Origin of the sequence: Flavobacterium lipolyticum (assembly GCF_020905335.1) — a bacterium.
GTDB lineage: Bacteria > Bacteroidota > Bacteroidia > Flavobacteriales > Flavobacteriaceae > Flavobacterium > Flavobacterium lipolyticum.
In genome coordinates, this window is the sequence record NZ_JAJJMN010000001.1 from 1,646,083 (window position 1) to 1,671,546 (window position 25,464).

At 37.3% G+C, this 25,464-nt stretch carries 16 protein-coding genes; 2 read left to right on the plus strand and 14 right to left on the minus strand.

What is annotated here, in order from left to right:
• Positions 1 to 113: 113 nt before the first annotated feature.
• Positions 114 to 4,364, minus strand: coding sequence for a LamG-like jellyroll fold domain-containing protein (locus LNQ34_RS07350; protein ID WP_229999084.1), 4,251 nt, complete (start codon positions 4,362 to 4,364; stop codon positions 114 to 116).
• Positions 4,365 to 4,654: 290 nt separating this feature from the next.
• On the opposite strand from LNQ34_RS07350, the gene LNQ34_RS07355 reads away from it, so the two are divergent.
• A complete protein-coding gene (locus LNQ34_RS07355) occupies positions 4,655 to 5,128 on the plus strand; it encodes a regulatory protein RecX (protein WP_229999085.1) in 474 nt (157 codons plus the stop codon).
• Positions 5,129 to 5,493: 365 nt separating this feature from the next.
• On the plus strand, positions 5,494 to 8,886 hold the full coding sequence (locus LNQ34_RS07360) for a T9SS sorting signal type C domain-containing protein (RefSeq protein WP_229999086.1): 3,393 nt from the start codon (positions 5,494 to 5,496) through the stop codon (positions 8,884 to 8,886).
• A 335-nt stretch (positions 8,887 to 9,221) separates the two neighbouring features.
• Here LNQ34_RS07360 and LNQ34_RS07365 read toward each other — a convergent pair whose 3' ends face one another.
• The 13 genes from LNQ34_RS07365 to glmS all read right to left on the minus strand — a co-directional run bounded on the left by LNQ34_RS07365 (position 9,222) and on the right by glmS (position 25,462).
• Positions 9,222 to 10,391, minus strand: a complete 1,170-nt coding sequence (locus LNQ34_RS07365; RefSeq protein WP_229999087.1) for a beta-ketoacyl synthase N-terminal-like domain-containing protein — start codon at positions 10,389 to 10,391, stop codon at positions 9,222 to 9,224.
• A gap of 22 nt (positions 10,392 to 10,413) precedes the next feature.
• Positions 10,414 to 11,685, minus strand: coding sequence for an adenosylmethionine--8-amino-7-oxononanoate transaminase (bioA, locus tag LNQ34_RS07370; RefSeq protein WP_229999088.1), 1,272 nt, complete (start codon positions 11,683 to 11,685; stop codon positions 10,414 to 10,416).
• A 100-nt stretch (positions 11,686 to 11,785) separates the two neighbouring features.
• Positions 11,786 to 12,403 carry a dethiobiotin synthase gene (gene bioD, locus LNQ34_RS07375; RefSeq protein ID WP_202700453.1) on the minus strand — a complete coding sequence of 206 codons (618 nt, stop codon included), beginning with the start codon at positions 12,401 to 12,403 and terminating at the stop codon, positions 11,786 to 11,788.
• A gap of 144 nt (positions 12,404 to 12,547) precedes the next feature.
• Positions 12,548 to 13,162: a hypothetical protein gene (locus LNQ34_RS07380; protein WP_229999089.1), complete on the minus strand. Its 615-nt coding sequence runs from the start codon at positions 13,160 to 13,162 to the stop codon at positions 12,548 to 12,550.
• Positions 13,152 to 13,655, minus strand: coding sequence for an RNA polymerase sigma factor (locus tag LNQ34_RS07385; protein WP_202700451.1), 504 nt, complete (start codon positions 13,653 to 13,655; stop codon positions 13,152 to 13,154). Before LNQ34_RS07385 ends, LNQ34_RS07380 begins: the two co-directional genes overlap by 11 nt.
• Positions 13,656 to 13,662: 7 nt before the next feature.
• Positions 13,663 to 14,526 (minus strand): TraB/GumN family protein, encoded by an 864-nt coding sequence (locus LNQ34_RS07390; RefSeq protein WP_229999090.1) that lies wholly within the window; start codon positions 14,524 to 14,526, stop codon positions 13,663 to 13,665.
• A 78-nt stretch (positions 14,527 to 14,604) separates the two neighbouring features.
• Entirely contained in the window at positions 14,605 to 14,796 is a 192-nt protein-coding gene (locus tag LNQ34_RS07395; RefSeq protein WP_229999091.1) for a hypothetical protein, read from the minus strand.
• A gap of 210 nt (positions 14,797 to 15,006) precedes the next feature.
• Positions 15,007 to 16,143 carry an aminotransferase class I/II-fold pyridoxal phosphate-dependent enzyme gene (locus LNQ34_RS07400; RefSeq protein ID WP_229999092.1) on the minus strand — a complete coding sequence of 379 codons (1,137 nt, stop codon included), beginning with the start codon at positions 16,141 to 16,143 and terminating at the stop codon, positions 15,007 to 15,009.
• Positions 16,144 to 16,328: 185 nt separating this feature from the next.
• Positions 16,329 to 16,610 carry a F0F1 ATP synthase subunit delta/epsilon gene (locus LNQ34_RS07405; protein WP_017495936.1) on the minus strand — a complete coding sequence of 94 codons (282 nt, stop codon included), beginning with the start codon at positions 16,608 to 16,610 and terminating at the stop codon, positions 16,329 to 16,331.
• Positions 16,611 to 16,680: 70 nt separating this feature from the next.
• Positions 16,681 to 18,192, minus strand: a complete 1,512-nt coding sequence (gene atpD / locus LNQ34_RS07410) for a F0F1 ATP synthase subunit beta (RefSeq protein WP_202700447.1) — start codon at positions 18,190 to 18,192, stop codon at positions 16,681 to 16,683.
• A 231-nt stretch (positions 18,193 to 18,423) separates the two neighbouring features.
• Positions 18,424 to 19,950, minus strand: coding sequence for an SGNH/GDSL hydrolase family protein (locus LNQ34_RS07415; protein ID WP_229999093.1), 1,527 nt, complete (start codon positions 19,948 to 19,950; stop codon positions 18,424 to 18,426).
• A gap of 85 nt (positions 19,951 to 20,035) precedes the next feature.
• Positions 20,036 to 22,867 carry a TonB-dependent receptor domain-containing protein gene (locus LNQ34_RS07420; RefSeq protein ID WP_229999094.1) on the minus strand — a complete coding sequence of 944 codons (2,832 nt, stop codon included), beginning with the start codon at positions 22,865 to 22,867 and terminating at the stop codon, positions 20,036 to 20,038.
• Between the two features lie 744 nt (positions 22,868 to 23,611).
• The gene (glmS, locus tag LNQ34_RS07425; protein WP_202702744.1) at positions 23,612 to 25,462 is read right to left on the minus strand and encodes a glutamine--fructose-6-phosphate transaminase (isomerizing); all 1,851 of its coding nucleotides are present in this window, start codon (positions 25,460 to 25,462) and stop codon (positions 23,612 to 23,614) included.
• Positions 25,463 to 25,464: the final 2 nt, after the last annotated feature.

Consider the following 25,464-nt stretch of genomic DNA (forward strand, 5'->3'; position numbering starts at 1 on the left):
AAAATCCACAATCACCAATTTTGGTGATTTTTTAAACACCTTATTTTCTTAGACAAAAAAAAATCCACTCCGAAAACGGAATGGATTTTTTGAAATGAACTCTTATTTAAAATTTATTGAAAAATAACTTTTCTTGTCGTTGTAAAATCATTTGCCAAAGTTACCTTCACCAACAAAACCTGATTGGATGATGGCAGGTTTTGAATTTGTAATTCTGTATTACCTACTTTCTTTTTATGGTAAAGCATTTTTCCTGACACGTCATACACTATAACTTCTTTAATATTTTCCTGCGAAGATTGTACCGCAATTACTTTGTCTTTTATAGAAACTAAAATCCCGTCTTTAAGGTTTTCAAAATCTCCGACACCTAAAGTTTTACCGGTGTAACGCAATACCAAACGTTCAGAAAAGTTCCCCACCTCGGTTTTAAAAGTATAATTGCTTTGTGTTAAATCGTGAATAACTCCCGTTACTTTATCTTCAACATAAATCTTCTGATTGGTCATTTTACCATCAACCTCGTCTATTGCAATTGTAAAATCGCCTGCAACAGCAGTTCGGTAACCTAAGGGAACAATATCAGCATCTGTAAAAGGTACCGCACGTCCCTGAATTACAAATTTATTTGCATCACTTACACTGTAAAAATCCAAATACTGGTTACCATCAAGACTTAACCCGTCATACAGGGTTTCATAATTGTTGGTTGCACCTTCTATATACCCTAACAATAATTGTTTGAAGGCCCCGGTTGTACTAGTCATGTTTAACCAAATACGATTCTTTTCAACAGTAGTTCTTCTTGAGGTATTAGCAGGTCTGAAAAACTGACCGTTATCTGTTGCCCCTAATCGCATTGCGTTAGTAAACAATATTTTTCCTGCAGCCTTAGTCGTTAGAAAAAATGACTGCCCAGCCGCAATTTCTCCAGTTGGTTTAACACCGCCTCCTGAACCAAAATCTACATCCGATCTCGCCGCTGTTCCTCCAGTCAAATTGAATGAAGCATAATCATCCGCACTGTACTGATTACTTGGAACAGGTTTTGCCGGTGTATTGTGTGTCCAGAAATAAAGGGTACCATTTATTACATTTTCATTTGTTTTTATAAACCCTTCTATGCCCTCTGAAACAAACCTCTCTGCGCTTAAAGCAGACGGGTAAGGATTCCCTATCAAATAACTTTTTCCTGAAGCCAACATTTCTGTTTCGATATTTCCATTGTTCGGAACTCCTTTAAAACTTGCCGGATAGGCTGTCTTAGAACTATTCGAATAATTGGATGGAGCACGAATAATATACCCTTTACCTACCACCATATTATCAGTTCTATTCGTTCGAACCCATTGTGTACCATCGAAACCGTAATACATAGTGCTAGGCGTTAAAGACGAAAGATCGACCAATCGTTGAGGGCTAACCGGAGTTGACCAATACACATAATCTTTTAGCAATATAGGAGGTGTGGTACGCTCATAAGTAATATCGCCTGTATTGGTGACGTTATTGGTTTGTACTAAACTTGCTGTATTTTTAAAAGTCATCGTACCACCACTAAGTACTTTAACCTCATTGGCAATCTTCAAGGTATGTCCCACTCCTATTACAACATTTGCACCTGAATTGACTTCACAGGTACATCCGCTCACATCTCCTATTGAAGTAAAATTGGAGTTAAAAATAAGTTTCTTATCTATAGTTGCAGTGTTATCCCATCCACTCGCACCATAGGTTGCTGTCGGAACCGGATTAATTACAATTCCTGTAGTCGAAATTGAGGAACAAGGACCATTTGCAACTGCGTACGAATAGGTTCCTGCCGCAAGATTAGTATCTGTTACCGTCGTTCCTGTATAAGGTACAGCTACTGCTCCAGGTGATCTTGTTAAAGTTCCTCCCGAAGGTAATCCGCTTAAGGCAATACTACCGAAAGTAACGGTACAGGTTGGCTGCGTCACAGTACCTACGACTGGCGCCGGCATAGCCGAATTCACTGTAAGCGTTACTGCATTTGATGTAACTGATGGACAGGCACCTCCAACAATACAACGATATTGATAATTGTTCATTGTAGCGATAGCAGAAGTGATATTCATCGTTGCTGAAGTAACATTCGAATAAACTCCACCGTTGGATAAATCGCTGAAAGTTGATCCGCTATTAGTACTAACCTGCCATTTATAAGTTAAACTGGTTCCTGTGCCAGCAACACTAAATGCTGCATTATTACCCACACAGGTAGTTGCAGCTGATGGCTGAGTTGTAATCGCTGTTGTTAAATTAGTTGCGTTTACTGTCCATGAACCTGAATTTGTACAGGTTGTTAGAGAAGTTACTAAATTATACGTTCTATTGGTTAATCCTGTTAAGTTCTTTGAACTGGAAGTAAATCCGGGAGGGGTAGAAGTCCATGAATACGTATAAGGATCTGTCCATACCGGAGAAGGACTCCCCATCAAAGTTCCATTCGTTGCGGCACTACCAACACCATATAATGTAGAACCGGTGCCTTCATTAAAACTATAACCGGCAAGTAATCCATTTTGTGATGCATCATAGTCTACAAATCCTGACGCTAAAACACCAATTTCTGCTGGAGTCAGTGCTCTGTTCCAAACTCCCAATTTAAAAATCTCACCAGTTAAACCCACTCCGGCATCATCCATAACCCCATATCCCATTTTTGTCGTATTGCTGTTGCTCCCATAATTGGTAGTATTTACTGCAGTTGAAACAGGAGTCCCTCCATTTAAATAAATTTTCATAGAACTACCGTCGGCTGTCACGGCTACGTGATTCCATGTATATCCTGCAGGAAATGAAGATAAGGGTAAATCCACCGTTCCGCGACTTGTCCAGAATCTAAGATTATTACCCTCAAAGCCAACTTCAATAATATCATTCTGACCAAAAAGTGCCATCCTTGCAATATAGTTGTTCTTATCAAATTTAATCCATCCTTCTAAAGTAAAGGCTGCCCTGTTAGATAACAAAGAAGCGTTTAAATTTATTCCCTGATTGTTTGCACTAACAAAATTAGCAGAAGCCGGAGCAACAGCATTCGTAACTGTGATGCTTCCTGTGGCTTCTCCCGGGCAAGAAACATTTACAACCGTTGCAGTAGGAACCGGCGGTGAACTGTAGCGATAAATATTTACAGATCCGGTCATTACGGCAGAACACAATGATGTTGTATTTGTCGCTATAACGGTATATGATCCCGTAGTATTAAACGTTCCAAAATTGATTGCAGCTCCTGTGCCCGTTATTGGTGAACCCACTGCTACGTTACCTCTTACTAATTGATAACGGCAAGTAGCCTGCGAGTTAGACAAACTGATTGAAGAACCGGCATTTGAACTACAAAATGCTCCTCCCGTACCTGTTACATTAAAAGCCGTCGGTGCCGTACAAGCAGTTACACTGATGATCCCTGTTGCTGCGGAAAAGTATAAATCATTAATATTTGTTGCATTTGAAGAAGAGCTCCCCCACGTTCCTGACGGCCTGTTTATTCCTCCAAGAATTAAGGTCTTTGCGGTATGTGTAACCGTACTTAAATTAGCCACTATATCATTGCCAATAGTCAGAATATTCGAAGTTATAATTCCGGATGAAGAAAATGCTTTAGTGGCACCACTATTCCCGGATAACGTCAAATTGTAAAAAGGATAATTCCCTATATTTTGCGCACCTGAGTTGTTATACTCTACAGTACCTGTTGAAGGAGTTAAAGTTCCCGAAGTCATCGAACCTCCTACTTTCAATAATCCTGATCCACTAAAAGTTACATCATTATTAGTACTATTCATTGCTATGTTACCGGACACTTCTATTGTTCCCGATGACAATCTTAAACTACTTCTTCTATTTGTACCTCCTGAAGATTGCATTGTGAAACTTGCACAAGACAATGAACCAGCAGCAGCATTTATATATTTAGTAATTCCATCTACTGTCACAGCAGCAATAGTTACTGCTCCTGAAACCGTTAATGAATTTGATCCTGTAATTGTTACGGCTGTGGTTGAATTCGAACTACCCCCTCCATTAATGGTCAATGATTTACAAACGGCCGCCGTATTAATATTAACGGTTCTAAGAATTGCACTAGAACCATTAGGTATAATTACATCATTCGCAATTGTTGGAACAGAATTGGTACTCCAGTTTGTTGGTGTATTCCAGTTTCCATCCCCACTCCAGCCATCCCAGGTTACTGTTTGCCCATACCCCAAATTCATAACCAAAAACATTCCCAGACAGGCTAATTTGATAACGGGATTAGAAGTTTTTCTGGCCTGGGGATCAGAAAATTTTAAAAATACAGAGCGAACGCTCAAAAGTAATTTTTGAATCATATGAAAGTGGTATTTATGATTAAATTTGTTTTTGGGCAACAAAACACAAAAAAACACTCCCTATTAAATTCAGGAGTTGTTTTTTATACTTTGTTTTAAAACTAAAAGCTAAAACCCTGTTTTACAAGGTCATAAAAAACTGTTAATTTTGTGTACAAAAATATTATAATTCCCCACATATACAACATTTTAACAAAAGACTTTTCTGAGAAAAACAAAAAAAATAGTTGTGATTTTAACATTTAAATGACTATTTTTAGCCGTAATCGTTAAAAAGAAAGAAAAAAGCCATGAATTCAATTTGCACTCCCAAAGAGGCTTTACTGAAGTTAGAACACTACTGTGCTTATCAGGAGCGCTGTCATGCCGAAGTCGTATCCAAACTGTACAGCCTAAAAATGACTGCCGATGAAATCGATACTATTGTGGTTCAATTGATTGAAACTAACTTTCTAAACGAAACCCGATTTGCCTGCAGCTTTGCCAGAGGCAAACATCGCATGAAACATTGGGGCAAAATTCGAATTACCAATGAACTGAAAGCAAAACAAATTTCGTCGGCTAATATTACGCTTGCTTTAAAAGAAATTACTATCGAGGAATACGAAGCCACTTTCGACCAGCTTTCTGAGCGATGCTGGAATAGCATTTCCGAAAAAAACACCTTAAAAAAACGAAAAAAATTCTGCGACTATATGCTTCGCCGCGGCTACGAAAGTTTTCTTGTTTACGATAAAGTTACTTTGCTTGAGAAAGAATTCTAGCCCACAAAAATCACGGGCTTAACCTCATTACTTTTTGATTTTTTTCGTCAAAATCACTACACTCGCACATTCAATTTTCTTGCAAATTTTTTACTTAAAAGACGTTTTTTGTGCTTATAGTTCTAAAAAACGAATCATTTCGAGCGCTATTTTGCGATTTTTCTTATACTTTAAAATTACTATTTATAAGAAATAACATAAAATCCCATTTTTAAAGATGCATTTCGTCGACTATTTTGACATTTTGTCGATTAAATGATCGTTCCGAAAACCTTCATATGTCCAATCACGTATGTGTATCTATCTTTGCCAAGGCAAAAAATTATCCTGTTCCGGCATAACAAATTGTATAGAATACACCTACTATGAAGAAAACTTTACTTTTTAAAACACCTCCTTTTCCTTTTAATCTTTCGTCAAAAAAAATTAGTTCCGATAGAAAAATCAACTTTTTTTCAGCTATAAAAAACACTTTCGAAGCCCCAAAAAATTACTTTAAATTACTCGTTGCTCTTAGCCTATTTATCAACGTCAGTCATTTAAATGCGCAATGCAATTCCAATGCAACTCCTGGCACGGTTAGCAGCAATAATAGTAAATTATGCGTAGGTTCTACAGAATTGTTCTGGGCCGCCGGAGGATGGAGCGGAGGAACCTGGTCCTCATCAGATCCATCAGTTCTCGAAGTTGTTACTAAAAGTGACGGAGGCGCCAATGCCATTGCAAAAGCTCCCGGAGTTGCAAACGTCATTTATACGATAACACAGCCAAATTGCCCTACTGTTAAAACCTCTCAAAAAAAGATAACAGTTTACGAAACATTAGGTGAAACTGGCGAAATCACAGGTTTTTCACCACAATGTCCAAGAAATACAGGGCAAGTTTACTCGATTCCACCAGTAACAAATGCCACCAAATATGTATGGACAGTGCCTTCTGGCTGGACTATTACCTCAGGAGCAAATACCAACTCCATTACCGTGACTACCAGCTCAACCGCAGGAAATCTTACTGTTGTAGCCTCTAACGATTGTAAAACAAATGATGCCATATACAAATATGTCAATATCACTAACGGAAAAACGTCAAGACCGACTATTACCGCAAGCGGACCAACTACTTTTTGCCAGGGAGGCAGTGTAGTATTGACTTCAAGTATTGAAGACAACTACCTTTGGTCAAACGGGCAAACTACCAGAAGCATAAGGGTTACAGCATCGGGTACCTACTCGGTAATTACACAAAATAAAGACTATATGTGTCCTAGCAATGCCTCAAACAGTATAGCAGTCAATGTACAAGCAGGATTAACGTTCACCAGTCAACCACAGGATTTAGTTGCCTGCGAAGGTCAATCCGGCACCTTTAGCGTAACCGCATCAGCATCGAATGCGACCTACCAATGGCAATATTCTGCCAATGGCTCAACAAACTGGACTAATACCAATGGCGTTCAGGGGGTATCAGGTCATAATACAGCAACCTTAAATTTGACCAACCTTCCTTTGTCCTACAGCGACTACTATGTTCGTTGTGTCGCAAGAAGCTCAACCACTTGTCCTGCCAATACCAACACAAACTCAAACACTGCTAAACTAACGGTTAACCCATCATTAGAAATTACCTCACAGTCTACCGCTACTCAAACCAAATGCCTCAACGATGCCTTTACACCTTTAACGGTTACCGCTACAGCATCAGGAACCTTAACCTATCAATGGTTCAGTAATACTGCTGCAACTGCCACAAACGGAACGGCATTAGGAGCTGCAAATGGCGCTAGAACCAATAGTTACACGCCACAATCCACAACATCAGGAACATTGTATTACTATGCGGTAGTAACATCAAACTGCGGAACGGCAACCACTGCAATTTCGGAAGCTATTATAACCAAACAGGCAAATATTGCCCCAACAGTAGGAACGATCAAACAACCTACCTGTACTACCCCAAGCGGAAGTGTTGTTTTAGAAAATGTACCTACATCAGGAAGATTAGTCGAATCACGAGGAACTGTCTACAATTATACAACTTCCGGAACCACATATGAAATTTCAGGATTAGCTCCCGGAACTTATAAATTTGCCATTGATGATAACTGCACAAGAGTATATTCGTCAGACATTGTAATCCTACCCGGAAATGTGTGGAATGGCACTAAATGGTCAGGCGGAACACCTTCGTTAAACGATCCAATTCAATTTACAGGAAATTATACTGCAGAAACAGATCTTAACGGATGTTCCTGCACAATCATGAATGGAGCAACAGTAACTATAAAATCAGGAAACACCTTAACTATTGCCAATAGTATAGACGTAAACTCCGGATCTTTAGTTTTTGAAAACAGTTCCAGTTTGATACAAAAAAGCAATGCTAAGAATACGGGAAGTATTTCATACATCCGTACCAGTCCGCCTATATTCCAAAAAGATTATTTGTATTGGTCTACTCCGGTAACTCCACAAAAATTAGTAGACGTTTCGCCTTCTACGCCTGCCACTATGTATTATGGCAATGACGGTACACAATGGGTACGAACCAATAGAGAAAGCAATATGATTGTTGGAAAAGGCTACATTATTCGAGGCCCCTCGAACTATACAAATGCAACCAAACAAGAATTTACCACAACTTTCAAAGGAATTCCAAACAATGGAGATTTAGAGGGAGAACACCTAACCGCAATGAAAGGCCACCTGATTGGAAATCCGTACCCGTCTGCCTTAAGTGCTGATAGGCTTTTAAAAGACAATCCAATGTTAGATGGAACGCTCTATTTCTGGACGCATAACACTCCTGCAAAACCTGTTCCAAGTAATCAGTACAGCGCGGATGACTATGCTTCATACAACCTTAGTGGAGGAGTTTCTGCAAAATCGGATAAACAGCACAATAACGATCCTGCAAAAGACAAAGGCACTAAACCGACGGGCAACATAGCAGCCGGGCAAGCCTTTTTTGTAACGACGAATGCTGCAGGAAAAGTGAAGTTCAACAATTTAATGCGATTGGGCGGAGCCAATAACGGTCAGTTTTTCAGACCCGGAAACACCTCAAAAGTGGCAGCTATAGAAAAACACCGCATTTGGTTAAACATGACCAATACCACGGGAGCTTTTAAACAATTGCTAGTAAGCTACATCGAAGGGGCAACCAATGACTATGAAAACAGATATGACGGACTAACTTTTGACGGCAATCAATATTTAGATTTTTACACTACGGATCAAAAAAACAAATATGTAATTCAGGGACGTGCTCTGCCATTTACAGATGCCGATCTTGTTCCATTAGGATACCGCACAACAGTTGCAGGTGATTTTACTGTGGCAATTGACGAAGTAGATGGAAACATGAGCAATCAAGCCATTTACATTGAAGACAAAACAACCGGGACTGTTCATGATTTAACACAAAGCAACTATACTTTTAAAACCGAAGCCGGTACCTTTACCGAACGTTTGACACTGCGCTATAAACCAGGCAAAACTTTAGGTACAGGAGATTTTGAAAACATCGAAAATGGCATTCTTATTTCGACTAGCAATAAAACTATTCAAATGTCTTCATCAAAAGAAAACATTAAACAAGTTGTTGTTTTTGATATTACCGGCAAACAATTATACAGTAAGAACAAATTAAACAGTGCGACCTTTCAAATTGAAAATTTACCTTCAGCCAATCAGGTTTTATTGGTGAAGGTCACTTTAGCAAATGATTTTACTGTCACCCGAAAAGTACTGTTTCAGTAATCGTTAATTCGTTAATTCGTTAATTCGTTAATTCGTTAATTCGTTAATTCGTTAATTCGTTAATTCGTTAATTCGTTAATTCGTTAATTCGTTAATTCGTTAATTCGTTAATTCGTTAATTCGTTAATTCGTTAATTCGTTAATTCGTTAATTCGTTAATTCGTTAATTCGTTAATTCGTTAATTCGTTAATTCGTTAATTCGTTAATTCGTTAATTCGTTAATTCGTTAATTCGTTAATTCGTTAATTCGTTAATTCGTTCTATAAAAAAATCCATTCGCTGTGGCGAATGGATTTTTTTATAGTGTAAATTTATGAGGCTCCGAAAGTCCCAATTATGGTTTTTCGATCAAAACGCTAACTGCATTCCCTCCGAAACCTACGGCATTAATCAATATTCTTTTAATCGATTTTGTCTGTTTTTGTTCTTCTCCGAAAGGCACTCCAATAAAAGTATCGTGCTGAAACATCAAAAGTGCCAACTCTAAACTCAATATACCGGACGCTCCAAAAGTATGTCCGATCTTCCATTTATTGGTAGTCAGCAAAGGCAACTGAGATCCAAAAACTTTTTCAATAGCCCTCAACTCAGTTAAGTCGCCTTTGATCGTTCCGGGAGCATGCATCACAATTGCATCAACCGATTCAGGAGCTATATTCCTTAAAGCCATTTTCATTGATTTTTGAAAACAGGTTGCTTCTGCAGAAATAGAAATATTGTGTTCTAAAATCTCGGTTGCATAACCAACACCTGTTATGTATGCAATTGCATTCTCTTTCTCGCCGGTTTCCAGACAGCAAACCGCCGCACCTTCCCCTAAAATCATAGTATTTTGAGTTTTCTCAAAATCGAAAGCCAAATTGGGCCATGATTCCGTTTCCTGATCGATTCTCGAATATATTTTAAGCGCTCTCATTTGAGCAATCGTGAAATCAGTCAATGGAGCTTCGCTTCCTCCTACCAAAAATTTATCGGCCATACCTGATTTCAACCACGCCACACCATTCAACAAGGCATGAAGTGCAGTTGAACACGTTATAGAATGCGATATTTCCGGTCCAGTACTCTGCAGATCGTGAGCAATCCAGGAAGATATATTTCCTAAAGTTGTTGTTGGAGAAGCTAAAGTTTGTGCTTTTCCTGTATCGATGTATTCTTTATAATGTTTTTCGAATAAATCGGTTGCTCCTCGGGACGAACCAATGTTAATTCCGAAGATATCATCCGAATTCCATCCTGCCTGCTTAACCGCTTGCCGAGAAGCCGTCAAAGCAAACAAAACCGAATCATCCAGAAATTTGTACTTAGGATCGGACTCTCTTATTTCCGAGACAATTTGTTTAGAATCAGCATCCAGAGCGGCGACAGAAGTTTCCTGTTGGTCTAAAAACTGTTTCGAAAAACAATGTTGACGATCAAGATACTTTTCCCACACTGATTCCGTGGTATTTCCTAAAGGTGAAATAGAAGAAAAAGCTGTTATAGAGATTTTTTGTGTATTCAAAATATTTTATTTAATCGCAAAATTACACCATTTCAATGGCTTCTTCAATGGTTTTATATACTTTTTGAAGCTGCTCATCACTCATGATATACGGAGGTAAAATATAAACGATATTTCCGACAGGGCGCAAAACAACACCTTTATCAATGAAGAAATTATAGAGTTTCGTTCGCATTGAACCGTAATAACTCTCTTCTGAATCTGATTTGATTTCAACTGCAAAAATAACCCCCAATGTTCTCGCGGTAGTTACTTTTGAATGCTTTTCAATTTTCTTCTGAAAATCCAAATGACTCTTATGAATTCTTTCAATATTAGCCTGCATTTCATCTGTATGCAACAATTCAATACTAGCCAAAGCCGCAGCGCAACCCGTAGGATTTGCAGTAAAGGTATGTCCATGAAACAAAGCCTTATTGATATCGTCATCATAAAAAGCATCAAAAACCTCTTGTGTAAAAGTGGTGATTGCCATCGGAATTGTTCCTCCGGTTAGTGCTTTAGACAAACACATCATATCCGGAAGTTCTGTCACATAATCCATTGCAAAGGTCTTACCGGTTTTACCGAAACCTGTCATTACTTCATCGGCAATGGTAAGAACATTGTTCTCTTTGCAGATTTGAATCAGTTTTGCCAAAGCCTCCGGTTCATACATTACCATTCCGGCTGCACCCTGCACCAAAGGTTCAAAAATAAAACCGGCGCAACTATGATTTTGAATCACATTTCTCAAAGCATCAAAACTTTCCTGTTCCTGTCCTTTTACCGGAACCGGAATTCGGACTACATCAATAAACATTCCCTGAAAAGCCTGTGTATAAAAAGAGATTCCACTTGCTGCCATCGCCGCAAAAGTGTCTCCGTGAAAAGCATTTTCAAAAGCAATTATTGTGGTACGTTTTTCACCCTTATTGAAAAAAAACTGCAAAGCCACTTTTATAGCTACTTCAACTGCTGTTGAACCATTATCAGAAAAGAAAATCTTCTGCTGATTTTTAGGCAGAATCTCAATTAGTTTCTCCGCCACTTTGACTGCCGGTTCGTGTGTAAAACCTCCAAACAACACATGCTCTAAAGTGGTTAATTGTTTGTAAATCGCATCGGCTATAAATCGGTTACTGTGTCCAAACGGATTCACCCACCATGAGGCAATAGCGTCAATATATTCCTTACCGTTCTCATCCCAAAGTAAAGCACCTTCACCTCTGGAAATTGCAATTGGCGCCTGTGCTGTTTTATGCTGTGTATAAGGATGCCAAAGATATTGGCTGTCTTTTTCTGTTAATGTCATCTTGTTTAGAATATGGATATTAGAGTATAGAAATTAGTCTAAACTCTACAATTTTGACAAAGATAAGAAAGTCTATTTTCTTTATTCTGTCTTGTTTTCTCTATAAATTAAGTAAGTTCTCTCTAAACTGATCGGCATATTCTCGAATTACATTTTGATCAAAATAAGGTTCTTCATCAATTCTTCCGATACATTTTATTCCGGTTTTATTCAGAATTAAACTTTCAGTCGATTGGTTTTCGCTTCCGCTGAAAATGATTCCTGCCACTTCAAAACCTCTGTTCTGAATCGCTTCTACGGTTAACAAGGTGTGATTGATACTCCCCAAATAATGTCTTGAAACCACAATTACTTTATAATCGGCCTGAATTAGATCGATAATGGAATCCTTTTCATTCAACGGAACAAAAATCCCCCCTGCACCTTCTACAACCAAATGATTATCAGTTCGAGGTTCCATAATCTTCTTCAAATCGATCGTAAGCCCATCTATTTCTGCTGCCAGATGCGGACTTGCCGGTGTATTTAACTCGTATGCATTTGGGAAAAATTGAGATTTCGAATTTGAAATTTGAGATTTTACCTTGTGTGTATCACTAAAATCCAAATCTCCGGCCTGAACAGGTTTCCAGTAATCGGCCTCTAAAGCTTCAACAACGATTGCCGAAGTAACGGTTTTACCAACATCTGTTGAAATTCCGGTTATAAATATTTTCATGCTTCTTTTGTTTGGCAAATACTCACAAAAAACAATTATGCTTTCTGGTATCGAATAATCTTTTCTCGGTGAATACCTGCTTAATAATCGATGCAAAAATACCAATAAAAACAAACCCATCACGTATGATGGGGTCTATTTAACTTACTCTTCTTTTAATTCGTCTATCACTTTCTTTATTTCTTTAGCATATTTTCCGTAATAAAACCGAACCCACCATTCCAAAAACAATCCCATAGAAAGAATTGAAAAAAGAATAGCTGAAAAAACACCAATTATTTCTGTACTGCTAAAGTCAAACATAACAAAATTGGTGGTTTTGGAAGTCTGATCGTAGATTAAAACCGTTAAAAACACAATCATAAAAGGTGTCAAAGCAAATCCGAAAGTCTTATACAACTCCATATTCAAACGGATATCAAAATAAGTTTCATACAGATTGTCCTTTGTTTTTAAAGCGGTATTATGAAGTCGTTTATAGAAAAAATAAAGTTTTGTCAAATAATAAATACAAACCGCGGTAAACATAGCAAAAAGCAAAAAAAACGGAACGATGTACTTCTCTTCAAAATGAAAAATATACGGTGTAAATCCTATCAACACTATTGAAACTCCCTGCGCAATCAGCTCACTTTTTAAATTCTTTCTGATTCTGTCTAATGGCGTATTGGCCGATTGTATTTTTTCCAGATCATCCGGAAGAACAATGTTATCCGATTTATCATTGTTCCATGCGTTTTGTATATCGTTAAAATCCATATCCCTGATTTTTAATTATTTCTTTTAATTTTTCTTTTGCTCTGTTTAATTTTACCCTGGCATTTCCTTCTGAAATTCCTAAATTCTCTCCAATTTCCTTATGAGAAAACCCTTCCAGCTGATAAAAAATGATCGCTTTATCTATTTTTTCGAGTTTTTGAACAGCTTTATAAAAATGATCGATCTGACTTTCTTTGATGTGCGAATCTCCTTCATCATCCTTAATATTTTCGGAAGCGATTTCGTATTTATCCACCTTTCGTTTTTCCTTTTTCAGAAAAACAATGGCTGTATTCACGGCTACACGATACATCCAGGTCGAAAACTGACTTTCATTTCTAAAAGAATCATACGATTTCCAAAGCTGACAGATAATTTCCTGAAACAAATCCTGTTGATCGTCAGGATTATCCATGTACATCTTGGAAACCTTGTACAGTATTCCTTTATGACTTTCGATCCGATTTAAAAATTCCTGTTCTTTCTCTTTCAAAATAATCTTAATTCATTATTGGTTTTACCTTATACCCTACTTTTCTTAATAAATTAATCACTCCATACTCACCTCCCAAATGTGCCGATCCTACTGCAAAAAAAACACTCTGATTTTTCATCAATTTCGGCATCTTCTTAACCCAATTGCCATTTCTATCGTCTAAGATAATCTTATTTGTTTTTTCACTCGACATTTTTTCATCAACTGTAACACCATACAATCCCTTTATATTTTCAGTCTTATAAAAGGCAACTGACTCAGATGTTAGCGAAGTATTTAACCCTTCCAACATATTAAGCAATTCATCATCTGTATAGGCATTCTCGAGTACTTTCACTTGGCTTTTTACCGTTTCCAAACCTCCGATGTCGATATTTCTTTTCTTAGCTTGCTCGATAAACTCCATTTCATAAAATTTAATATCATCACAGCCAAAACTTTTGACAGCAATCAGACTCATTACTGTAGCCATACTCAAAGCGTCCACTTGTTTCACCGTCATTCCGGTCGCTTTTTCAAGAATTACACCCAATTTCGTAAGTTGTTGCGGACTCAATTTCTTACTTAACGGCTCTTTCCCCATAGCCATTTGCTGCATATCTGCCATTTCTTTTGGATCAGCCAAATCAATTTCTAAAACCAATTCAGTAGAAGCGTCAAATGCCTTCTTTGTTTTTTCAGATAGAAAATAGTCTTTTGAGCATATCGCATGAATTGTTCCGTATAAGTAAGACGGCTTTGACAGTCCATTTCCCGACACTTCCCATAAAAGCGAATTTTCAAGTTCTGGAGATTTATTCTGTGCCTGTGTCGTTCCACTAAAAACTAATGCGATTACAGCAAGTGCAGATGTAACTAATTTTTTCATTTTGTTGATTGATTTAATGATTGATGATGTTTTGATTGTTTTGATTGTTTTGATTGATGATTGAATAAGCACTATGATTTAGTATATTTTTTTTCTTTGCCAGGAAGCCATTGAAGCAACGAAGAGACAAATCATAATTAGAAGTAGTTCTTTATTGGGTTTATCTAAAATAAATTGATTTACTAAAGCATATCCCAGCCCCGCCGAAGCAACAAAGACAAATACAAAATGGAATACTTTTTCGGTAATTGGTGTTGAAGTTGTTTTCATAATTATTTTGGTTTATTTGATTACGACTCGTAAGTAATCAAACATTCAAAACGTTACAAAAAAATTAAAAGTTTTTTCTAAATGACCACAAACAAAGGGCTGACGGAAATATTTTTTTTCACGCAGAGATTCACAAAGAAAAAAGAGCCTCACAAAATAACTTTGCGAAGCTCTGTGATAACTTGGTGAATCTCTGTGAAACATATTATCCTAAAACACGAAGTTTCCCAGTAATTCTAAAACTTCGTTGATCTCTTTATCTGAATTGTAACTATGAATACAAAAACGCAAACGTTCCTGACCTTCCGGAACGGTTGGAGAAAGTATCGGCTTTACATCGAATCCTTTACCCTGAAGTTGTTCTGCGAGGCGTTTTACATTTTCGTTTCCCGGAACAATAGCCGATTGTATTGCCGATTTACTCCGAACAAACATTGGCTTTAGTCCTAATAAGTTTTTGTGCTGATTGAAAAACACAATATTACTGCGTAACTTTTCAATGGTTGCTTTCTCTGCTTCCAATTGTTTGTAGGCTACAAAAATTGTCGCAACAGAATGAGGTGATAAACCTGTAGTATAAATGAAGCTTCTGGCAAAATTTACGAGATATTCTTTAAGAGCTGTACTTCCTAGAACTGTTGCTCCATGACATCCTAAGCCCTTACCGAAAGTCATAATTCGGGCAAAAATTCTATGATGCAATTTCAAATATTGCATCAAACCTTCCCCTTTTTCTCCAAATACACCTAAAGTATGCGCTTCATCAACTACCAGATAACAATTGTACTTCTCAGACAAGACTACTAATTCTTCTAAATTAGGACTATCCCCATCCATAGAAAAAACCGTTTCGGTAACAATATAAACCGTAGTATCCGGAAATTTCTGAATAAGACGTTCTAAATCTTCAAAATCATTGTGATTGAATTTATATGATTTTGCATTAGACATAGTGATGCCATCACGAATAGAGGCATGACTTAACTCATCATACAATATAACATCATTTCTTTGCGGTACAGCGCTAAAAAAACCAACATTGGCATCGTAACCCGAATTAAAGATTAACGCCGATTCAGCGTCATGAAATTCCGCAATAAACGTTTCTGTAATTTGATATAAAGAGTGATTTCCTGAGATCAATCGTGATCCGGTTGCGCCGTTTTGAAAAATTTCGTTTTCCAGCAAATAAGTATGAGTTAACTTAAAAATAGATTCTGATTTTGAAAAGCCTATATAATCATTTGATGAAAAATCTATTCGGTTACTAAAAACCGGTAATTTTCTAAGCGAATTATTTTGCTTTCGTATCTCTAATTTCTGATTCAGGTTCTCCGGTAATTTCATAAAAGCAAAGTTATAAAATTGATTGTAAAATAAGCTATTGCTTTGCTATCACAACCCCAATTGGAGATAAATCGTTTAAATACTCTTTGAATACCATATCTTCCTGTAGTCAAAAAGAAAAATTAGAGCATAAAAAAAAAGACTTCAATTACTTGAAGTCTTTTTCTATTTATTCCGAAACTGCTTTAGTCAACTAAAACAATTACTTTATTATCTTTCATTTCAACAGTACCTGATGCAATCTCTAATGTATAAGTTTGCTCGTTTACTTTTGTGAATTTACTCGCTACATCTTTAGAAAAATTAAACTTTGCAGAAGCAATTTTAACAGTTCCTTTTTCTAAAATAGAGACGATAGGAGCGTGATTATTCAATATTTGGAAACTTCCATCAACCCCAGGCAACGTTACTGATGTTACTTCTCCTGAAAATAATTTTGCTTCTGGTGATACTATATCTAAAATCATTTTTTTTTAGTTTACAGTCTCAGTTTACAGTCTCAGTACTGATTACTGCGACAGAATACTGAAAACTAGATTAAGCTTCAGCTAACATTTTTTCTCCAGCTTCGATAGCATCCTGAATAGAACCTTTCAAGTTGAAAGCTGCTTCTGGAAGATGATCTAACTCACCGTCGATAATCATGTTGAATCCTTTGATAGTATCTTTAATATCAACCAATACTCCAGGAATACCTGTAAATTGCTCCGCTACGTGGAATGGCTGAGATAAGAAACGCTGAACACGACGTGCTCTTGATACTGATAATTTATCTTCTTCAGACAATTCTTCCATACCTAAGATCGCGATGATATCTTGCAATTGTTTGTATTTTTGAAGAATTTCTTTTACTCTTTGTGCACAGTCATAATGCTCATTTCCTAAGATTTGAGGAGTCAAAATTCTTGAAGTAGAATCTAACGGGTCAACCGCAGGATAAATACCTAACTCAGCAATTTTACGAGACAATACAGTTGTAGCATCTAAGTGAGCAAACGTTGTTGCCGGTGCCGGGTCAGTTAAGTCATCCGCAGGAACGTAAACCGCCTGTACAGATGTAATAGATCCTTTGTTTGTAGAAGTAATACGTTCTTGCATAGCTCCCATCTCTGTTGCCAAAGTTGGTTGGTATCCTACTGCAGAAGGCATACGTCCTAAAAGTGCTGATACCTCAGAACCTGCTTGTGTAAAACGGAAGATGTTATCAACGAAAAACAATACGTCTTTACCTTGATCAGTTCCTGCTCCATCACGGAAATACTCAGCGATAGATAATCCTGAAAGTGCTACACGTGCACGAGCTCCAGGTGGCTCATTCATTTGTCCGAAAACGAAAGTAGCTTTAGACTCTCTCATTCCTGGCATATCTACTTTAGATAAATCCCATCCTCCATTTTCCATAGAGTGCATGAAATCATCACCGTATTTAATAATTCCTGACTCTAACATCTCACGAAGTAAGTCATTTCCTTCACGTGTTCTTTCTCCTACTCCTGCGAATACTGAAAGTCCACCGTGACCTTTTGCGATATTGTTGATCAACTCCTGGATCAATACTGTTTTACCAACACCAGCACCACCAAACAATCCAATTTTACCTCCTTTTGCGTAAGGCTCGATCAAATCGATTACTTTAATACCTGTGAATAAAACTTCTGATGAAGTTGACAAATCTTCGAATTTAGGAGCTGGTCTGTGAATCGACAAACCGTTTTCTCCAGTTTTTGGCAATTCGCCTAAACCATCAATTGCGTCTCCAATTACATTGAATAAACGTCCATATACGTCTGGACCGATTGGCATTTGGATTGGATTTCCAGTTCCAACTACTTCATATCCTCTTGACAAACCGTCTGTAGAGTCCATAGAGATTGTACGAACAGTGTTTTCACCAATGTGAGATTGTACTTCAAGAACTAATAATGTTCCATCTTTTTTTGTGATTTCTAATGAATCATAAATTTTTGGAAGTTCAACATCTTTACCGTTGAAAACTACGTCAACTACTGGTCCAATGATTTGAGCAACTTTTCCTATTACTTTTGACATTACTTATGTATTTATTAAATAGCTATTTAGGTTTATCGAAAATACCTCTTTTTTCAGAGCGCAAAGATAAATTTTTAAAATATAAAATCAATATTTTTTTTATAAAAAATACTACGATTTTGTTTGATTCTTAAAAGTCAGCCCTCAAATACCGAAAACAGCATTTTTTAACTGCATAAAAAAAGCCACTGCGTTCTGAAAGCAAGTGGCTGTTTTATGAAAAAATTAAATTTAATTTATAACTTTAGGATAAAGTGTCTGGTAATTCCCGACATCTACTCCTTTTAGATTTGAACCGTATTTTGCATTAATTGACTCTATAAACTTATTAGCAATAAATGCATAACCTCTGGCTGAAGGATGAACACCATCCAGAGAAAACACTCCTCCGAAAACAAATGCGCTTGTCAAAGTATAGCCATTTACAGAGATCCCGTTTGCAGTAGACAACTGTTTCATCAATCCGTCTGCATCTACTAATGCCAGACCGTTTGCCTCCTGAGCTGCTTTAATGGTTAAATTATAGGCCGCAGTAGCATTTTTGATCTCCGTTATCTCTGCCGGAATTAATACATACTTATCTTGTAACGGATACGTAATCCCAAATTTATCCAACGGAGCAGGAGGCACCATTCCGATTCCTGAGTTTGCTGCTGTAGGTGCCGTTCCAATAGCTGCTCTTGTACTCAAAAGCACCAAATCGGTAGCTTTAGCCTGACGCGCTTGTCCAAAAACAGTACCATAAAATGCCGCAGTCTGTGCTCCCACCGATGGCGTAAGCACTGCAGTAAGCTGAGTCGATAAGTTGGCAAGCGTTTCGTCTTTTATCAACAAAGGATTTGCTGCAGTTAGCGATAGTAAATCAATTCTATCCGTAACTCCAAGAAAATTTAAGGCGCTTTTCAACGGACCGTATAATTGTGTATTAAGTGCATTGATCGTTGCCGTTCCAACAGCCGTACTTCCACCACCTAAAACAGAAATCGTTAAAGGATTGTAAGGAACTGTTGTAAAGTGCGGCAAGGTACTGATGTCCGGCAAATTGGCCACAACACCTTTTCTTCCATTCTTAGACAATTCTGTTGCCAGGTTTTTATAAACAGCATCAAAAGTAGCCGGGGCTGTAATCGGATTTGATCCGTCTCCTCCGGATGTAGCGTAACCTAAAACGTCGTTACCCCCAATCCACAAAGAGAAAAAAGTAGGATTCTGTGCCAAAGCATCACCTAAAACCGTTGCCGAAGGCGAAGAAGCAATCCTGCCAAAATAAGGATTAGCACTCGCATAACCAGCTAGCGCCAAATGTGTTGCTTTTGCTCCCGGAATTCCCAAATTACTGAAAGCTCCCGTTAAACGTGCGCTAATATCGGTACCCGAAACACCACTAACAGGAACCGGAGTACTTGTTGGTACATCTAAATACAACCTAACTCCTAAACTAGGTACCTGAACACCACCGGAGGAAAACCCTCCAATATTATCGGCCATAAAAGGAGTCGTAAAAGTACCGCCACCTATCAATGCAAATTGCTGTGCCAAAATATTAGGGTATGCATTTGCCTGACCGGCCTTAAACAAAGCATTGTCTGAAAAACCTGCCGCAAAAGAATCTCCCAACGCAACATATTTTGAAAAATTCGCCTGTCCCGAAGTTAACGGTTGTCCGTCAGACGAATCTGAGACCGTTACCGCATCATCACTATTACAAGCCATAAAGGTTACTGAAACCAAAAACAGCCATTTTAAATTTTTTACCATGATCTACTATATTTTATAATTATCCTTTTCTGAATATTGTATCCGGAAAAGCGAATAAAAGGTTTGTTTCGTCTATTATCCCAAATTACGGATTGATCGTCCAGGAAACAAAATATTGCTGACCGATATATCCTGCACCAAGTACCTGAGCATATTCTTTTCCTCCAATATTGGAAGCTCCTAATTTGAAAAGTGATTTTAATTTCGGAAGTCCGTAATTAATCTGCGCATCAATTACAGTTGCCGCCTTAATTACACCATCTGCAAAAGTTGATTCCCATTTGTATTCATTATTCCATCTTCCGCTCACATTGAATCCGAAGTTCTCAAACAACTTGTCATTTCCAAGAGACACTTTAACTCTGTGTTTTGGCGTATTAAACCCGGCTTCAAAACTTGGATCTTTGGCCTGATCGAAATCAAACTGAGCATAATTATAATTTACTCCCAATTCAAAATTAGCAATCACTTTTTTAGAAAGACCAACTCCAAATCCGAACGATTTGATTTCAACATCTGTATTGGTATACAACTGGTACGCTCTGATGTTTCCATTCTGAAGCGCATGAAGCGTCTGGAATCCAGGATCTGTAGGTCCTAATAAAGGGTTTGGAGCATCTTGCGCTGTACCATAAAAAGGAGCCGCAACGTTCAAATTCCCAATAAAATGATTGTAAACATTATAATAAGCATTAAGATCGACTGAAACATCATTGATAAAAGAACGATATCCTAACTCAAATGCCTTAACTTCTTCCGGTCTCACATAATTTATATTTGTTTTTCTTAAAAGAGCAGCAGCAGCCACGGGATTAGTTCCTGCCAAAGCAGCAAAAGCAGCTACAGAACTGGCAGTATACGAATTATTATAAGCATTGACTCCAGTCATTACAACGGTAGAACCTCCGGCAAAAGCCTGACCTGCAGTTGTTGAAACAGGTAATGTCTCTGTATAACGCAATAAGTTGTCCGGAGCAGAACCAATCAACACTGCATTACCAATATTAAAACCTATATATTGATCCTGTGTAGACGGGTTTCTAAAACCAGTTTGGAATGAAGCTCTGAAATTATGATTCTTTTTCTCCCCTCCTGAATACACAAAAGATACTCTTGGCGAAAAATTACCATCGAAATTTTTAGATTTATCGTAACGAATAGAACCTGTAAATTTCAATCTTTCATCCAAAAACTTTTTCATTACTTGTGTGTAAGCACCATACTCTGTATAATTAATCCCACCGTTACCATCGGTATAAATTCTTCCATGAGAATTTAATTCGTACAATCTGAATGATCCACCCACCTGAATCTCAGCAAACTTTATCAAATCTTTAAAGTTGTAATTTGCATCTGAATGGTAAATTTTCGAATTGTCTACCAATTTTGAACCTGTAAGTACACTTTCGTCATCAATTACCTGATTGAATGCATTTTTAAATGCGGCTGTACCTGGCAAGAAACGACCAGTATCTGCTGTGGTTCTTCCTGCTACATGAGCCTGTTCCGGAGTGGCTCCTCCTAAAGTAGCCTGAACGTATGCCCCTGCATACTGACCAAACCAGGTTTTATCATCTTTCCATTTTCTATTTATATTAATTCCGGTAAAACCCATATCATAAGAATGCCCTCCATCTTCCGATGTAGTATACCCTCTTACGAAAAAATTCCTCCCTTTAAATTCAATTTTATGTTGTTGCATAAAAAAATCATTTAAGTAGTATCTATTAGCTCCTTGATAAACCGCGTTACCGGTACCAAATTTACTTTGCCAGATGATTTCCAATCTATCATCTCCAAAAGGCCTTCCGTGCAATGAAAAATCAATTTTGGTATTTCCAGCTTTGTTGTTCGTAAGATCTACTTCATTATAACCCGTTCTGCTGACATTTTTACTAGGCAATAAATTTACAGCTGAAGCAGGAATAATTCCTAAGGCAGCTAATGACTGTCCAACACCTTTTAAGTTAGTCGAAACTTCATCACCATACACGTTAATTCCATCATAATTGATATTACTTCTATCGATTCCGGGAATTGTTTTGTCATTATAATTTGTAGCATACCAATCGGTAGCCTCCATATAAGTAAAATTTGCTTTGGCCGCAAAATATTTATTAAACGCATGTGCAAATCGCATTCCAAAATCGTAGTAATTATTGGTACCGGCAGCTTCCTGCGAAGTCATTCCGTATTTAAAATAAGCTGATGCTCCCTGATACGTAAACGGGCTTTTACTGTTCATGAACATAATTCCATTAAAAGCATTGGCTCCATATAATGCAGAAGATGCACCTGGCAACAACTCCACACTCTGAACATCTATCTCTGAAACACCAATCAAATTCCCCAATACAAAGTTTAAAAGCGGAGAGGAGTTGTCCATACCATCAACCAACTGCATAAAACGCGTATTGGCTACCGTTGCAAAACCCCTAGTATTGATTGATTTAAAAGACATACTACTGGTATTCATCTGTACCTCTTTTAAATTTTCCAGTCCATCGTAAAAAGAAGGAGAAGCAGTTTTCTTGATCTCCTGAATTCCCATTCTTTCAATAGTTACCGGAGACTCAAGTACTCTCTCAGGAGTTCTCGAAGCCGAAACCACAATTTCATTTAATTTGGTTTCCTCATCTTTTAAAATTACATTAATCTTTTGATTTACTGATGTAACATTAATTGTTTTGGACTCGAAACCTACAGCCGAAACCTTAATTGTAAAAGGCAGCTTTGCCGAAGTATTTAACTTAAATGTACCATCGAAATCGGTAGAAGCACCGTTTGAACTTCCAACTACGACAACATTGGCTCCCGGAATAGCTTGTTTACTGCCATCAGTCACAGAACCGGTAATTGAATTCTGCGCAAAAGATATTCCGCTGAAAAACAACATAATTAATAAATAGACTCTCATTTGGTTAGATTTTGTTTAGTTTATACTACCAAAATACAAATAATTTTAATATGTATAAAAAAATGTTAAAAAAAATAAATATTCGATATAAAATTTGTTACAATATTAACTATTTGACAATTGATTTTATTAAATTAAACTCAAAGATCAAACTTGTAAAACCCTAAATACTATGCGTACATATTATTTTAAAGCAAAAAAATGAGGATTTAATAAAAATACACCACGGATAAAAAAAATATGACAATTAAAAAGGCAAGCCCAAATATCTCCAAAGATTTAACAAATGCTATTTCACAATCCCACTTTCAAATCAGTTACAAATTCCTATGTACTCTGTACAAGCAATCAAAGCTTCTTGCTTTTTCAAAAACCGATTGAACAGCGGTAATTGCATACGACGATATCATCCCTCATAACTAGAATCACCGAAAAAATAAAATCGCAAATGCTCAGGCGCACTAAAAAACCATCTCTATTCAGGAACAAAATGCCTATCTGCCAAACACCAATAAAAATAACAAATTTTCCTACAAATATATAAATTAATACTTCAAAACCTACAAATTTAAATTTTAAAATAATTGCCGGTAGAAAAAAACAATCCAATCACCTCTCAACGTTATCTTAAACAAACCAAATCAATAAGAAAAACAGAACTACAAGAATTTATACCAGAAAAAAAATAACAAAAAAAAATGCGAAGCCTGAGCCTCGCATTTCTAAATATTTAAATGAATATTTCTATTCTACTGTAACTGATTTTGCCAGGTTACGAGGCTGATCAACATTACAACCTCTCATTACTGCGATGTAATACGAAAGCAATTGTAAAGGTATGGTTGTGATCAGTGGAGACAATGCATCTGAAGTCTCAGGGATCTCAATCACATAATCCGCTAATTCGCGAACTTGTGTATCCCCTTTAGTAACTACCGCGATGATTTTACCACTACGGGATTTGATCTCCTGAATGTTACTTACAATTTTATCGTAATGCCCTTGTTTAGGTGCAATAACGATAACCGGCATGTGCTCGTCAATCAAAGCAATTGGCCCGTGTTTCATTTCGGCAGCAGGATAACCTTCGGCATGGATATAAGAGATTTCTTTAAGTTTTAAAGCTCCTTCCAGCGCTACCGGGAAATTATAACCACGTCCTAAGTACAAACAATTTGGCGCATCTTTAAATGCTGCTGCAATTTCTTTTGCTCGGTCGTTAGTTTCTAACGCCTCTGCTACTTTTTCAGGAATAATCTCTAATTCTTGTAAGTAGGTATGAAAATCCGTATTAGACAACGTTCCTTTTGCTTTACCTAATCGCAATGCGATCATGGTTAAAACCGTAATTTGAGTTGTAAAGGCTTTAGTCGATGCTACTCCAATTTCTGGTCCTGCATGCGTATAAGCACCTGCATGACTTTCTCTTGAAATAGAAGAACCTACGACATTACAAACACCAAAAACAAATGCTCCATTTTCTTTCGCCAACTTAATAGCCGCCATAGTATCAGCTGTTTCTCCCGATTGAGAAATCGCAATTACCACATCGTCTTTATTGATGATTGGATTACGGTATCTGAACTCTGAAGCATATTCTACTTCAACAGGAATACGGGTGAATTCTTCAAAGATGTACTCAGCTACTAAACCAGCATGCCATGAAGTACCACAAGCAACGATTAAAATACGTTTAGCATTTAAGAATTTCTCTAAATTATCTTCAACACCTGCCATCTGAACGATTCCTTCATTGGCATGAAGTCTTCCCCTGTACGTGTCTTTTATAACACTTGGCTGCTCGTAGATTTCTTTTAGCATGAAATGATCGTACCCTCCTTTTTCAATTTGCTCCAAATTCATTTGAAGCTGTTGAATGTAAGGGTCTACTAATGAATCATCTTTGATTTTTCTCACTTTAAGAGGCTTATGCAATCTAATGTTTGCCATTTCACCATCTTCAAGATAGATCGCATTTGAAGTGTACTCAATAAAAGGCGAAGCATCAGAGGCAATAAAATACTCTCCTTCTCCAACACCAATTGCCAATGGGCTACCCAATCTGGCAGCTACAATTTCATTTGGGTTCTTTTTATCAAAAACAGCAATTGCGTAAGCTCCTACTACCTGATTTAAAGCTATCTGAACTGCTTTACCCAATTTCAAACCTTCATTTTTCTGAACTTCTTCAATTAAGTTCACTAAAACTTCGGTATCTGTATCTGATTTAAAAGTATAACCTCTCTTTTTTAATTCTTCTTTTAGCGGTGCATAATTCTCAATAATTCCATTATGAATTATAACCAACTCTCCTGAATTAGAGAGATGTGGGTGTGAGTTTACATCATTTGGAACTCCGTGAGTTGCCCAACGTGTATGTCCAATTCCTATGCTTCCGGTTGCGTCTAAGTTCTCTTTGGCTTTAACCTCAAGATCCGAAACCTTCCCTTTTGTTTTACAAAGTTTTATCCCTGATTCAGTGTTATACAACATAACACCGGCACTGTCATATCCTCTGTACTCGAGCCGCTTTAATCCTTTGATTACAATAGGATAAGCCTCTCGATGACCGATATATCCAACAATTCCACACATAT